A 13,229-nucleotide genomic window follows, 5' to 3' on the forward strand; every position below is an offset into this window, starting at 1 on the left:
GCCCGCCCGGCTGTCGAAGCTGGCCGGGCCAGATTCCGCGCGTTCAGGCCAGCACGGCCCCCAGCAGCCCGGACAATTCGCCCAGGATGATGCACGCCCCCAGGAAGTCGCCGTTCAGGCCGCCCTCGCGCCGGGCCAGCGCAGTCAGCCAGGCCACGGCCGCGCCGCAGGGCAAGGCGGCGGCAAGCACGGAGGGCGGGCTGGCCAGGGCCACGCCCGTGGCGGCGGCCACCCCGGCGCAGAACAGCACGGTCATGTGGGTGGCCCCGGCCGAGGTCAGGCGGCCCAGCGTGGATCGCGTGCCCGGCGGCACGCAGGAGGCCAGCACCACGCAAGCGGCGCGGCCCAGCACGGGTGCCCATACCAGGGCCCAGCCCCGGTTCATGGCCAGGACTTCATGGGCCAGCAGCAGCTGCCCCAGCACACCAAACACCAGCCCCAGCACCCCGAATGCCCCGATGCGGCTGTCCTTCAGGATGTCCCAGAACCGGTCGCCCGTGGCGGAACTGCCCCAGGCGTCCATGAGATCGGCCCAGCCGTCCCAGTGCAGGCCGCGCGTGGCCCACAGCATGAGGGTCGCGTAGCCCAGCGCCTGGATCCACGGATGGTTTTCGAGCAGGCCCAGCAGGAACGGCCCCGCGCACACGAGGCCCGCCAGCAGCCCCACCAGCGGGTAATGGGCCACCCCGGCGGCCATTTCCGCGTCGGTGGCGGCGCGGGCCGGGGCGAGGCGGGTCAGGAAGCCCGTGGACAGCGCAAAGGCGCGCCACTGGGCGGCAAGCAGCGGGGCCAGCTTCACCGGCAGTCCTCCAGCAGCACCTGCATGCCTGGTTTCAGCCAATGGCGGTCGGCGGCCGAGGCCTTGTCCGCCGCCAGTTCCAGGTAGCCCTGGCTGCCCGCCACCAGCCAGGTGCGTCCGGAGGGAATGTCGGCGTACGTGGCGGCGCGGGCGATGTCGATCAGGGTGCCGTCGGGCAGGTGCAGGCGGCAGGCGCCCAGCCGGTCCCACTCGCGCAAGGAAAGGTTGAGCACCACGTTGCCGAAGCGGTCCACGTGCAGCACGGCGGCGTGCACGCCCTCGGCCTCTCGCCGGGGCACGGCCCATGCCGGGCGCGAAAGGTCCGTGGGCAGCACCGGGTCGCCGAAGGCGGCAAGGGATTCTCCACCGGCCAGGCGTGCCGCCAGGGGGGCCAGCACGTCGCGCCCGTGAAAGGTGGCGCTTTGCGCCTCCGGCAGGCGGGCCGGGTCCAGTCTGCGCAGCACCGCGTCGGGCCGGGCCTCTGCCGCAAGGTGCAGCAGCCCGTTGTCCGGAGCCAGCATCACCTGCCCGCCCGTCTCCATGGACACGAGGCCGCGCGGCGTGCCCACGCCGGGGTCCACCACGCAGATGAAGATGGCCCCGGGCGGAAAGTGCGGATGGCTGGCCGCCAGGAAGAACGCGGCGGTCTCCACCCGATGGGGCGGCACGCCGTGGGAGATGTCGATGACGGGCACGGCCGGGGCCAGCCGGTGCAGCACCCCCTTGAGCTGGCCCACGTAGGGGTCGTCCAGCCCGAAATCCGTCAGCAGGGCAAAGCAGCGGGACTGCACGCGGGGCTTGGTCGAGGCGGCGGCAGGCGGGCCGGATGGGCCGGTTGCGCCAGCCAACCCGGACGGGCCAGCCAGGCCGGAAGAGGCAGACGGGCGGTGGGTGTTGTCCATGGTTGCTCCGTGGCAGGGACAAGGGGGAGGCCGTCGCGCAAGGCGCGTGCGGCACCGCCCGCTGCCGGGCTCGGACCCGTCGGGCGGCATGGTCGTACCCTAGCGCGGGCGCGGCACGACCACAAGCGGAGGGGGAAGAGGAGGCAAGGCGTTGGCGCGGGCTGCGCCCGTCCAACTTTCATCAGTGGCCGGTAGCGAAGCGCCCATGCGGGATTGGCTTGGAACATGGAACCCGCCCCGAAAGGCGTGTCAGCTCCATAGCTATGGAACCCGCCTTTTGTGGTGCCAGGTCCACAACTACGGAACCCGCCTTTCGGCGGGTTCCATGGCGCAGCGGTGAGGGGCTGCGGAGCGTGAGCGGCGCGCGGGCGCGGATGGGTCAGCGGTTGGCGCGGTCGAAGGTGATGTTGAACGACAGCGCGTAGAGGTGGTGGAAGAAGTCCACGTATTCCACGAACACGTCGTCCGGCACCGTGATGCGCGCGGGCGCGAAGTTGAGGATGCCCTTGATGCCCGCGTCCACCAGGTGGTTGGCGGCGCGCTGGGCGCGTTCCGGCGGGGTGGTGATGATGCCGATCTCAACGTCGAGGTCGGCCACCTTTTCCTTCAGCCGCTTGGTGCACACCACTTCAAGTCCGGAGACTTCCTCGCCTATCTTGAAGGGGTCGCAGTCAAAGGCCCCCACGATGTGGAAGCCGCGCAGCTTGAATTCCTTGTGGTTCAGCAGTGCGCGCCCAAGGTTGCCCACCCCGACGAGCACGGTGCGCCATTCGCGGTTCACCCCGAGCACGCTGGTGATCGATTCGATGAGGCTCTTGACGTAATACCCCACGCCGCGCACGCCGAATTCGCCGAAGTAGGCGAGGTCCTTGCGGATTTGCGAGGCGTTGACGTTGCACGCCTTGGCCAGCGGTTCGGAGGATATGACGTCGGTTCCTTCGCGCAGCAGGTTTTCCAGCACCTGCACGTATACGGCAAGACGCTGGATGGTGGCGCGGGGAATGTGTTCGCTCTTGGGGGTCTGCATGGCTTGGTTCGTCTCTCGTTTGGCGGATGTCGTACGGCGAGCCGCCATAATGCTGAAAAAGGAGGCCGTTTGCAACGGCCTCCTTTCGTACAGTCGAAGCGAGGCTCGCGAACTAGCCCACGAAGGGGTTGGCGACGAGCAGGATCAGGTTCACGACGAGCGCGTAGATGGCGAGGGATTCGATGAAGGCCAGGCCCAGGATCAGGGTAACCATGATCTTGCCGCCCGCTTCGGGGTTGCGCGCGGTGCCTTCGCAGGCAGCCTTGAGGCCCATGCCCTGGCCGAGGCCGCAACCGGCGGCGGCAATGGCCATGCCGATGGCGGCGGCGAGGCAGGTCAGGCCCAGCGCGCCGGCGTCCATCTTGCCGTCGGCGGCGAAGGCAAGGGCGGCGAAGGACATCAGGGCCACGGTGTTCAGGGCGATCATCAGAAACTTGCGCATGACAAACTCCTCAGTGCGTATGGTTGTTTTGGTCGGTTGACCATTCCCTTCGTAATCAGCGGGCGCGTGCGCCCTTTGGAACTAGTGGGCGTGCTCGAAAGCGCCCTTCAGGTAGATCATCGTCAGCATGAAGAAGATGAACGACTGAAGGACCTTGCCCAGCAGGAACAGGAAGTACACCGGAATGGTGCCCACGATGGGAGCCATCAGGAAGAACAGCACCATGACGATTTCTTCACCGCGGATGTTCCCGAACAGACGCAGCGTCAGCGAAAGCGGGCGCGCGGTGTGCGAGATGAGTTCCAGCGGCAGCATCAGCGGCGTGAGCCACCACATGGGACCCATGAAATGCTTGATGTAGCCCGGGCCCCAGCGCTTGATGCCCTGGTAGTTGTAGTACAGGAACACGAAGACGGCCATGGCCGCGTTGGTGTTCACGTTGGCCGTGGGCGCGTCGCAGCCGGGGATGAGCCCCAGCAGGTTCTGGAAGAGGATGAACAGGAAGATGCCGCCCAGCAGGGGGAACACCTTGCGTCCATCCTCACCGATGTTGGTGACCACGAAGTCTTCAAGACCCCCGATGATCACCTCGAAAACGTTCTGTATGCCGCCGGGCACCAGTTTCAGCCCGCCGCGGACCAGAAGGCCCAGGCTGAACAGGACGGCCATGGCACACCACGTGTAGAAGACATGCTTGAACTCGACGGTCGCTCCACCGATGGTCACCTGGTCCACATGCAGCAGCGTGGACCAGAGTACCGGATGCGGCAATCCACCAGCCATTCCCTTACGCCTCCTTCACTTTTTGCCCTGCGCCCCTGGCTATTCCCCACGCGGCTATGCTGAGCACGCACGTGGACAGCCCCGCCAGAAGCGCCGAGACAGAGACATTTAGCCAAACGATCAGGCCGAAGAGGACCAGACCGGTAAGCAGCAGCCGACCGTAGAATCTGAACATGAGCCCGGCCGCCATGGCGCGCGTGTACGGCAGGAAGACGATGCCCTGCACGAACTTGGCCAAGGCGTAGAAATTGAAGGTCGATAGCGCGGCCCCCACGCCGAACCACAACCCCCAGTCCCAGAGAGGCGCGCACGCAACCCCGGCAAGCAAGGATGCCCCCGAAACGAGAATCTGGCAGCGCAGCAAGAGGCGGATTTCCGACGCGCGGAACCCCTTGTGCCACAGCCATTCATCGGTCTTTCGGGCCAAACTTTTCAGCATCTTCCTTGTCCTGGGCCTTGAGCAGCCTCCGCGAGTCCAGCCAGACGTTCTTGAACCCGGCGACGATGCCGAGAATCAGGAACACCCCGGTGAGCCACGGCTTCGTTCCCAACCAACGATCAAGGTACCAGCCCATCGCAAGGCCCACCACCGTGGCCGACACCATGTGCAGGCCGATGACCCCGGCGGTGGAAATGGCGTCGAGGTATTTCTTGTCGTTGATTTTGAACCAATTATTGAAGAACATAGGCACCGTCCCTTGGCTGTCGCGCCCATGCAGAAACGAGCGGTTGCCGGGGGCACTTCGTGCAAACGTTCACAAGTCGGGTCGTGTCTATCACAGCGGGCGGTGGGCGTCAACGCGGCGGGGCGGAGTTCGTGAAAAAATTCCCCACCGAAGTGCCGGACATGCTTGCTGATTGTATGAACAATTCAACGGCGGATGCGGGGCCAGTCGGGCCTCGCCACCGTGCCGGAGGGGCCATGCGCCACAAGGACAGGGAAGTGACCGATGCGGAGGCGATCTGGGCGGCGGTGGCCGCCAGCCCGTGGATGACCATGGCGCTGTGCGATGGCGACGAGCCCTACGCGGTGCCGCTGTCGTTCGGTGTGGCGGACGGGGCCATCTATTTCCATTCCTCGCGCAAGGGCCACAAGGTGGAGCTGTTGCGGCGCGGCGGCTCGGTCTGCTGTTCGTTCGTGCCCTACGCCGAGGTGGTCAAGCCCGAAGATGGCTCTGGGTGCAAGTATTCCATGCGCTTCATGAGCGTGCTGGCCTGGGGGCGCCCCGAAGAACTGCACGACCCCGCCGGGGTGGCCGTGGCGGTGCGTGCCCTGTTGTCCGCCGTGCAGGCCCCGGATGCCCCGGTCAATGAGGACGCGGTGACCAAGACTGCCTTTTTCCGGCTGGCACCGGACAGGATGACCGCCTCACGCCACGCATAGTGCCGAAGGGGGGCGCGGCGTGGCGCCGCAGCGCCCGTTTGGGCCCCGGGGGCCGAAGACGTGCGAAACTATTCATGAAGGCTGGACTGTTCGATTGTAACGCGATACCAATGCGCAACACCGTATCGAATGTGCCGTTGTACCGGATGTGCCGCCGTGCCGAATCGGCCGCAACCTACTCTGGGGGGATGCCATGCGCCTGACCGTGCCTGACGTAGCGTGCCGCCGCCTGTCCTGCACCCTGTTCGCCCTTCTGCCGCTGCTCCTGCTTCTCTTGCCGTCAGCACCGGCCCTGGCCGCTGAAGCGCGCAACTACGTGGGCACCGACGCCTGCGCCCCCTGTCACGCCGACCAGCACGCCACCTTTCGCAAGTACGCCAAGAAGTCCAAGTCCGCCCACAGCGTGAAGGTGATGGCCGCCAAGCTGACCCGCGAGGAAGTGCAGGGCTGCTATGCCTGCCACACCACCGGCTACGGCAAGCCGGGCGGGTTCGTCAGCTTCGAGTCCACCCCCCACCTGGCCGACGCGGGCTGCGAGGTCTGTCACGGCCCCGGTTCCGCCCACGTGGATTCGGGGGGCGACGTTGCGCTCATCGACAAGCCCACCATGGAAGGCTGCGTGGTCTGTCACAACGAGCAGCGGGTGCGCAGCTTCAATTTCAAGCCGCTGCTGCACGGGGGCGCGCATTAGTCGCATCCGGCAGAATATGAAGACGCCCGCCGCATGGTGCTGACCACGCGGCGGGCGTCGTTTTATGTGGGCCGGTACGGCTTTTCGGCGGTCCGGCTCCTGCGTGATCCTATGCTTCCGCGCGGGTCAGCAGGGACACGCACTCCACGTGGGGCGAGTGGGGGAACAGGTCCACGGGCCGGGCCTCTTGCAGCGCGTACCCGCGTGTGGCGAACAGGGCCACGTCGCGGGCCATGGTGGCCGGGTTGCACGAAACGTAGACGATGCGCGCGGGCTTGTGGGCGGCCACGGCCTCCACCACGTCCTCGTGCAGGCCCGCGCGGGGCGGGTCCATGACCACCACGCGGGGGGATGCGCCCTCGCCCGGCCGTTCGCGGCGCAAGCTGGCCCGCACGTCGCCGGAGACGAAGGAACAGTTCAGGATGTTGTTGCGCGCGGCGTTGGCGCGGGCGTCGTTGACCGCCTCGGGCGTGATCTCGAAGCCGCGCACCGCCCCGGCCGCGCGGGCCAGGTGCAGGGCGATGGCCCCCACCCCGGAATACAGGTCCCACACCATGTCGTCGGGACCGGCGGCGGCCATGCGGCGCGCCTCGTCATACAGCAGGCCGGCCGCCCTGGTGTTGGTCTGGAAGAAGGAATCAGGCCCCAGCAGCAGGTCGTTGCCGCCAAGGCGTTCCACCAGCACGGCCTCGCCGTCCACGGCCAGCACCCGTTCGCCGTAGGCGATCTGCTCCGGGTCCAGGCGCAGGGAATGCACCACGCCGGTCACCTCGGGGAAGCGGGCGCGCAGCGCCTCCGCCAGTCGTGACACGGCCTGCGCCGCGCCGGGGTGCCTGCCGGTGATGCACTGGACCATGCACTGGCGGCCCGGCCCGTCGCCCTCCATAGCGGGCTGCGGGGCGCCGGTTGCGGCGTCTCGCCCCAGTTCAGGTTCGCGCACCACCAGAAAGCGCCAGAACCCGTCCTGCCTGCCGTCGTCCCAGCCGGGCAGGCCGCTTTCGCGCGCCAGGTCGCGCACGGCGGCCACGATGGCGACCGTGAGCGGGGTCTGCAGGTGGCATTCGGTGATGTCCACCACCGCGCGCGAGGCGCGGCGGCGCAGCCCCAGATGCAACTGCCCGTCGCGGTCCTGGCTGAAGGCGAATTCCATCTTGTTGCGGAAGCCGCGCTCGGCGGGCGAGGCGATGATGGGCAGCACGTTGGCGTCGCGCAGGCCGCCGATGCGGCCAAGGGCGTCGACCACGAAGCGTTCCTTCCAGCGCAGTTGCTCGGCGTAGGGCAGGTCTTGCCAGGCGCAGCCGCCGCAGTCGCCGAAATGGACGCAGAACGGGGCGCACTGCGCGGGCGATGGTTCGAGCACGGCGTCCAGCGTGGCCTCGGCGAAGCGGCGCTTCACCGTGGTCAGCCTGGCGTGCACCCGCTGGCCGGGCAGGCCGCCCGCCACGAACACGACGCGGCCCTCGTGGCGGCACACGGCGCGGCCGCCCGCGGCAAGGCCGTCCACGGTCAGTTCCAGAAGGTCGCCGGGGCGCGGGGTGGTATCGGACATGGTGTCTCCGGGGAAATGTTATGGATGTGGCGGCAGGGAAGGGCCGCGCTTTCGGGCAAGGCTGTTTCGGGTGGCGGGGGCCGCCCGGTCCAGTGAGGTTCCGTACGGCTCCGTATGGTCGGGGACGGTTTGGTCCGCCGCTTCATGCTCCGGCAGGGCGGGAAAGCTGCCCGACCGGGCAGCGGACCGATGCGGATGCGATCTCCCGAGCCTGCGCCCGTTCAGGGTGGGGCTGGGCCATGTACAGCGCCACGGCGTGGGGCGCAAGTGCGCGCCGGGGTTGGCGCTCCCGCTCCTTGTGCGGGAATTCACGATGCGCTTGACTTTTTTTTGAAAAGCGGGAACTAATCTGCGGACCTGGAGTGTTCACGTCAATCCCCGCCCGACGCCGTGGCGGCCGTGCTGCGCGGCCGCGTGTTGCCGCCGGGCCGCACAAGGAGTCCGGACATGCTGAACGAACTGATTCAGAATGCGATGCACTCGAGCCCCCAGGGCTTCGTGGGCGTCAGCCTGATCGCCATCTACTTCTGTGTCATCGTGGGCACCGCCTTCTACCGCATCGGCAAGGGCGACCACATGCATCATTAGAAGGGATGCCCGGCGTGCCGGGGGATCCTTTGGCCGCGTGCCCTCCGTTTCGCACGGAGCATCGCGGCGCGTGCCGGTGCGCACATGCGCAGGCAGACACAAGTTTCCGGACAGGGCCGTCCCCATGGGGCGGCCCTGCTGCGTTTCGGCGGCGCGACCTGTCGCGTTGCTGCGCTGCGGGGCCTGCTACGCCCGCAGGCGGTCCTCCAGGATGTCCATCAGGTAGCGGCCGTAGTCGTTCTTCAGCATGGGGGCCGCCAGCGCGCGCAGCCCGTCGTCGCCGATGTAGCCCTTGCGCCAGGCGATTTCCTCGATGCAGGCGATCTTCAGCCCCTGGCGATCCTGTACGGCGCGCACGAACGAGGCCGCCTGGTGGAGCGATTCGAAGGTGCCGGTATCCAGCCAGGCCACTCCGCGCCCCAGAAATTCCACCGACAGGCTGCCCTCGCGCAGGTACAGGTTGTTCAGGTCGGTGATTTCCAGTTCGCCGCGCGGCGAGGGGGTGAGCCGCGCGGCCAGTTCCGGCGCGCGCCCGTCATAGAAATAGAGCCCGGTCACGGCAAAGCGCGACTTGGGCGCGGCGGGCTTTTCCTCGATGCTGATGACCTTGCAGGCGCTGTCGAATTCCACCACGCCGTAGCGTTCCGGGTCGCGCACCTTGTAGCCGAACACGATGCCGCCGTGTTCCAGTCCGGCGCACTGCTCCAGCAGGGTGGACAGCCGGTCGCCGTAGAACAGGTTGTCGCCGAGGATCAGGCAGCTGGGTTCGCCGGCCAGAAAGTCGCGCGCCAGCAGGAAGGCCTGGGCCAGCCCTTCGGGGCGGGGTTGCTCGATGTAGGTGAACGAAAGGCCAAGCTGCGCGCCGTCGCCCAGCAGTTCGCGAAAGCGCGGCTGGTCCGCCGGGGTGGTGATGATGCATATCTCGCGGATGCCCGCCAGCATCAGCACCGACAGCGGGTAGTAGATCATGGGCTTGTCGTACACCGGCATGAGCTGCTTGGAGACGCCCATGGTGATGGGATAGAGCCGCGTGCCGGACCCCCCGGCGAGAATGATGCCTTTCATGCCGACCTCTCTGATGATGGTGCCGGGCGGGCCCGGCGGTGCGGCATGGTAGCCGGGACGGGCGGGGAAGGGAAGGGGGCGCGCTGGAATGGCGTGGCGGGCCGCCCCGGCCCGGCGGGCCAAAAAAGACGGCTTGCGCCGACAGGCCGGTAAAAAAAGAAGACGGCTTGCGCCGTCTGGTTCGTCCCCTGCGGGAAAGTTCTTTCTGGAGTGTGCTCGCGTTTTTGGGTGGTCCGGGGGGAACAGCCTTGGGGGAGGGCCTTGGTGCGGGGTTCCCCCCGGACGCGAGACGAGACACACTCGAGAAGAGATATACCCCCGGAACCATGGGCCGTCTGTTAGAAATTTCACGGCATGGGGGAGTGTTTGCGTGTGAACGTTTGCTTGCCGGCAATATTCTTGGAGAAAGCGGAAAATCTAACGCGCACGGGAGGGGCGGACAAAAAACGGAAGGGGGAAAACCCGACCTTGCAGGCCAGGGGTCCGTGTGCTATCGACTTCGGCCCTTGTCCGCAGTTCGTGGACGCGTCTGGGTAAAGGGGCAAAGCGCCGCACCGCAGGGCAACGCCCCGGTCCGACGGGGAAATTTCTGGCGGGCCCACGCCGCGCCGCCGTCCGGAAGGTCCGGATGCGCGGATTTTTTCGAACATTGCCGGGGCTCGGCCGCACGGGATGCCATTCCGGGGTTGACTTCCTGCCCCGAATGAGGATAAGTCAGCCCTCTCTCGTCATGGAGGTTACAATGTACGCGATTATCGAAACGGGTGGCAAACAGTTCCGCGTCGAAGAAGGCGCCAAGATCTTCGTCGAGAAGCTCGAGGCCGAAGCCGGCAGCGAAATTGTCATCGATAAGGTTCTGATGCTGGGCGGCGGCGCGTTTTCCGTCGGCGCTCCCTATGTCGAAGGCGCGAAGGTCACCGCAGAGGTGGTCGAACACGGTCGCGGCGAAAAGCTCATCGTGTTCAAGAAGTGGCGCCGCAACGACTCCCGCAAGAAGCAGGGCCACCGTCAGGATTTCACGGCCCTGAAGATCAAGGCCATTCAGGCCTAGCGCCAAGGAGAACACGTCATGGCACATAAGAAAGCAGGCGGCAGCTCCCGCAACGGTCGCGACAGCGCCGGACAACGCCGCGGCGTGAAGTGCTTCGGCGGCCAGCAGGTCCTTGCCGGCAACATCCTTGTTCGCCAGCTGGGCACCCGCGTGCACCCCGGCGACAACGTGGGCATGGGCAGGGACTACACCCTGTTCGCCACCGTCGAGGGCACCGTGAAGTACGAAAAGTACACCCGCAAGAAGAAAGTCCAGACCCGCGTGCACGTGGTGCCCGCCCAGGCGTAGGCCCGGCCGCACATACACGTCCACGGCTTGCATTTCCGGGGCGGAAGTCGCATTGCGGTCTTCCGCCCCTTTCGTGTTTGCCCCGCGCCATTGCCCCTCGTCTTTCGGGGGCTGGCCGGGCAACGGACCTGACGGAGCGCCCAGCTCCGCCACGGTTTCGTACCCCCGCATATCCACAGCATTCAAGGCAGGCTCCATCATGCGCTTCGTCGACGAAGCCACCATCACGGTTCGCGCGGGCAACGGCGGAAACGGTTGCGTCTCGTTCCGCCGCGAAAAATTCGTGCCGCGCGGCGGCCCCGACGGGGGCGACGGCGGCGACGGCGGCAGCGTCATCCTGCGCGCCTCTTCGCGGCTGCTTTCGCTCTACGACTTTCGCCTGCAGCGCGTGTACGAGGCGCAGAACGGGCAGGGCGGCATGGGCAGCCAGTGCCACGGCCGCAAGGGCGACGACCTGACGGTGGAGTTGCCCGTGGGCACCCAGATATATCAGGTGACCGACGACGGTGAAACCCTGCTGGCCGACCTTTCCGACCCGGAAGTGGCCTTTGTCGTGGCCCAGGGCGGGCGTGGCGGCAAGGGCAACGAGCACTTCAAGTCGTCCACCAACCGCGCCCCGCGTTTTGCCCAGAAGGGCGAGGCGGGCGTGGAGCTTTCGCTGCGCCTGGAACTGAAGATCCTTGCCGACGCGGGGCTGCTGGGCCTGCCCAACGCGGGCAAGTCCACGTTCATTTCCAAGGTGTCGGCGGCGCGGCCCAAGATCGCGGCCTACCCCTTCACCACGCTGACCCCGAACCTTGGCGTGATGATCGACGAGGTGGACGCCGAGCAGCGCCTGGTCATCGCGGACATTCCCGGCCTCATCGAGGGCGCGCACACCGGTCAGGGCCTTGGCCACCGCTTCCTGAAGCACGTGGAGCGCACCCGGTTCCTGGTGCACATCCTGAGTGTGGAAGATGTCTCACTCGATAGCCCGGACGGCCCATGGAGCGGCTTCGACCTCATCAACGAGGAACTGGTGCGCTTCGACGCCGACCTTGGCCAGCGCGTGCAGTTGCAGGTGGTGAACAAGATCGACCTGCGCACTCCCGAAGAAGTGCAGGCCCTGCGCGAACGCGCAGCCGCCGACGGGCGCGCCATATTCTTCATGTCCGCGCTCACTGGCGAGGGCGTGGAGGAGGTGGTGGCCGAAATGTGGCGCATGCGCGACGCGCTGGACAACCACGAGGCCCTGGTGCGCCTGCGCGAGACCGAGGAATTCGACGAGGAAGAAAGCGACATCGAGGTGATCTGGGTGCGCGAATAGGCCCGGCGCAAGCCGGCCGCGCGCCCGCATCCCAACGGAGCGACGGCATGTCCACACGGAATCAGGCGGAGCGGAATCAGGCGGCTGCGGGGGCTGACGGCTGGCGCGCCGAGCGGCGCGCGGCCCTGGCCGAGGCGCGCTGCATCGTGGTCAAGGTGGGCAGCGCCGTGCTGACCACCGGCGAAGGTCTGGACCTTGTCATGGTGGAATCGCTGGCCGACCAGCTTTCCGCCCTGCAGGAAGGCGGACGGCGCGTGGTGCTGGTTTCGTCCGGGGCGGTGGCGGCCGGGCGCGGCGTGCTGCGCAGCCGCTGCGAGATTTCGGGCATGCCCCACAGGCAGGCGGCGTCGGCCATCGGGCAGAGCCGCCTGATGCATTATTACGACGAGGCCTTCGCCCGGCGCGGGCGCATATCCGCCCAGGTGCTGCTGACCCGCGACGACCTCAAGAGCCGCAACCGCTTTCTCAACGCCCGCAACACCTTCGGCGCGCTGCTCGACTGGGGGGCCATCCCCGTGGTCAACGAGAACGACACCGTGGCCGTGCACGACCTGAAGTTCGGCGACAACGACTGCCTGGCCAGCCTGCTGCTGAACATCGTGGAAGCCGACCTGTTCGTGAATCTGACCTCGGCGGGCGGCGTGTTCGCGGAAAACCCGCAGGACAACCCCGACGCCTGCGTCATGGACTGCATCGACGACGTGCACGGGCTGGACCTGGACGGGCTGTGCGGCGGCAAGACCTCGGTGGGCACCGGCGGCATGTATTCCAAGCTGTTGTCCGCGCGGCGCGCCGCGCAGATCGGCGTGCCCACGCTCATCGTGCCCGGCCACGAGCCGGGCGTGCTGGCCCGCGTCTTTGCCGGTGAAGAGATCGGCACCTGGGTGCGCGCCGACGCCAAGACGGTTTCGCGTCGCAAGTACTGGCTGGCCTACCAGTCCGACCCGGCAGGCACGGTGACCGTGGATGAGGGCGCGGCTCGCGCCCTGTTGCAGGGCGGCAAGAGCCTGCTGCCCGGCGGCGTGTGCGCGGTGGAGGGGGGCTTCGGCTCCGGCGCGCTGGTGCGCGTGGCCGCGCAGGACGGCACGGTCATCGGGGTGGGGCTTTCCAACTACGCGGCCGCCGAGCTCAAGCGCATCATGGGCCACAAGCGGCACGAGGTGGCGGCAATCCTGGGGGATGCGCATTATCCCGAGGTTATCCATCGCGATAATCTGCTGCTGGACGCCGTGGTTTAGTTGCTAAGTTCCTTTTCAGTGGAATGGGGTTGCGTTTTTCCCTGTTTGCCGCGCTGGCTTTGCAGCGCGGCTGGCTGGTGCGGGGAGGATGCAAGGAATTACGGTTTTTTGCGCCG

16 protein-coding genes are annotated in these 13,229 nt (G+C 67.2%); 7 read left to right on the forward strand and 9 right to left on the reverse strand.

The features are described from left to right. Positions 1 to 43: 43 nt before the first annotated feature. The 7 genes from RVX_RS03700 to RVX_RS03730 all read right to left on the reverse strand — a co-directional run bounded on the left by RVX_RS03700 (position 44) and on the right by RVX_RS03730 (position 4,639). Positions 44 to 799: an adenosylcobinamide-GDP ribazoletransferase gene (locus RVX_RS03700; RefSeq protein WP_116304783.1), complete on the reverse strand. Its 756-nt coding sequence runs from the start codon at positions 797 to 799 to the stop codon at positions 44 to 46. After that, positions 796 to 1,701, reverse strand: coding sequence for an SAM hydrolase/SAM-dependent halogenase family protein (locus RVX_RS03705; protein WP_116304784.1), 906 nt, complete (start codon positions 1,699 to 1,701; stop codon positions 796 to 798). The genes RVX_RS03700 and RVX_RS03705 overlap by 4 nt, the downstream gene beginning before the upstream one ends. A 379-nt stretch (positions 1,702 to 2,080) precedes the next feature. Next, a complete protein-coding gene (locus RVX_RS03710) occupies positions 2,081 to 2,776 on the reverse strand; it encodes a redox-sensing transcriptional repressor Rex (protein ID WP_083818067.1) in 696 nt (231 codons plus the stop codon). Between the two features lie 64 nt (positions 2,777 to 2,840). Beyond that, positions 2,841 to 3,170 (reverse strand): ATP synthase F0 subunit C, encoded by a 330-nt coding sequence (locus RVX_RS03715; protein ID WP_007523853.1) that lies wholly within the window; start codon positions 3,168 to 3,170, stop codon positions 2,841 to 2,843. Positions 3,171 to 3,251: 81 nt separating this feature from the next. Further along, complete coding sequence (gene atpB / locus RVX_RS03720) at positions 3,252 to 3,953, reverse strand: F0F1 ATP synthase subunit A (protein ID WP_116304785.1); 702 nt, start codon at positions 3,951 to 3,953, stop codon at positions 3,252 to 3,254. A gap of 4 nt (positions 3,954 to 3,957) precedes the next feature. Next, positions 3,958 to 4,392: an ATP synthase subunit I gene (locus RVX_RS03725; RefSeq protein WP_043608810.1), complete on the reverse strand. Its 435-nt coding sequence runs from the start codon at positions 4,390 to 4,392 to the stop codon at positions 3,958 to 3,960. Continuing rightward, on the reverse strand, positions 4,361 to 4,639 hold the full coding sequence (locus tag RVX_RS03730; protein WP_116304786.1) for an AtpZ/AtpI family protein: 279 nt from the start codon (positions 4,637 to 4,639) through the stop codon (positions 4,361 to 4,363). Before RVX_RS03730 ends, RVX_RS03725 begins: the two co-directional genes overlap by 32 nt. 236 nt (positions 4,640 to 4,875) lie before the next feature. On the opposite strand from RVX_RS03730, the gene RVX_RS03735 reads away from it, so the two are divergent. Both RVX_RS03735 and RVX_RS03740 read left to right on the forward strand, forming a co-directional pair. Beyond that, on the forward strand, positions 4,876 to 5,337 hold the full coding sequence (locus RVX_RS03735; protein WP_230404350.1) for a pyridoxamine 5'-phosphate oxidase family protein: 462 nt from the start codon (positions 4,876 to 4,878) through the stop codon (positions 5,335 to 5,337). 193 nt (positions 5,338 to 5,530) lie between these two features. Beyond that, on the forward strand, positions 5,531 to 6,028 hold the full coding sequence (locus RVX_RS03740) for a cytochrome c family protein (protein WP_116304788.1): 498 nt from the start codon (positions 5,531 to 5,533) through the stop codon (positions 6,026 to 6,028). A gap of 109 nt (positions 6,029 to 6,137) precedes the next feature. Here the strand turns inward: RVX_RS03740 and rlmD are convergent, their stop codons facing one another. Further along, the gene (gene rlmD, locus RVX_RS03745; RefSeq protein WP_116304789.1) at positions 6,138 to 7,577 is read right to left on the reverse strand and encodes a 23S rRNA (uracil(1939)-C(5))-methyltransferase RlmD; all 1,440 of its coding nucleotides are present in this window, start codon (positions 7,575 to 7,577) and stop codon (positions 6,138 to 6,140) included. Between the two features lie 447 nt (positions 7,578 to 8,024). On the opposite strand from rlmD, the gene RVX_RS03750 reads away from it, so the two are divergent. After that, the gene (locus RVX_RS03750; protein ID WP_172596512.1) at positions 8,025 to 8,165 is read left to right on the forward strand and encodes a hypothetical protein; all 141 of its coding nucleotides are present in this window, start codon (positions 8,025 to 8,027) and stop codon (positions 8,163 to 8,165) included. 186 nt (positions 8,166 to 8,351) lie between these two features. Here the strand turns inward: RVX_RS03750 and rfbA are convergent, their stop codons facing one another. Next, positions 8,352 to 9,230, reverse strand: a complete 879-nt coding sequence (gene rfbA / locus RVX_RS03755) for a glucose-1-phosphate thymidylyltransferase RfbA (RefSeq protein WP_116306310.1) — start codon at positions 9,228 to 9,230, stop codon at positions 8,352 to 8,354. A 742-nt stretch (positions 9,231 to 9,972) separates the two neighbouring features. On the opposite strand from rfbA, the gene rplU reads away from it, so the two are divergent. The 4 genes from rplU to proB all read left to right on the forward strand — a co-directional run bounded on the left by rplU (position 9,973) and on the right by proB (position 13,113). Beyond that, on the forward strand, positions 9,973 to 10,281 hold the full coding sequence (gene rplU, locus RVX_RS03760; protein ID WP_007523828.1) for a 50S ribosomal protein L21: 309 nt from the start codon (positions 9,973 to 9,975) through the stop codon (positions 10,279 to 10,281). 18 nt (positions 10,282 to 10,299) lie between these two features. Beyond that, positions 10,300 to 10,569: a 50S ribosomal protein L27 gene (rpmA, locus tag RVX_RS03765; protein WP_007523826.1), complete on the forward strand. Its 270-nt coding sequence runs from the start codon at positions 10,300 to 10,302 to the stop codon at positions 10,567 to 10,569. 199 nt (positions 10,570 to 10,768) lie between these two features. Further along, positions 10,769 to 11,875: a GTPase ObgE gene (gene obgE / locus RVX_RS03770; RefSeq protein ID WP_007523825.1), complete on the forward strand. Its 1,107-nt coding sequence runs from the start codon at positions 10,769 to 10,771 to the stop codon at positions 11,873 to 11,875. A gap of 47 nt (positions 11,876 to 11,922) precedes the next feature. Next, positions 11,923 to 13,113, forward strand: a complete 1,191-nt coding sequence (gene proB / locus RVX_RS03775) for a glutamate 5-kinase (RefSeq protein ID WP_230404352.1) — start codon at positions 11,923 to 11,925, stop codon at positions 13,111 to 13,113. Positions 13,114 to 13,229 lie beyond the last annotated feature (116 nt).

Origin of the sequence: Nitratidesulfovibrio sp. HK-II, assembly GCF_003402415.2 — a bacterium.
In the GTDB taxonomy this organism is placed as follows: Bacteria; Desulfobacterota; Desulfovibrionia; order Desulfovibrionales; family Desulfovibrionaceae; genus Cupidesulfovibrio.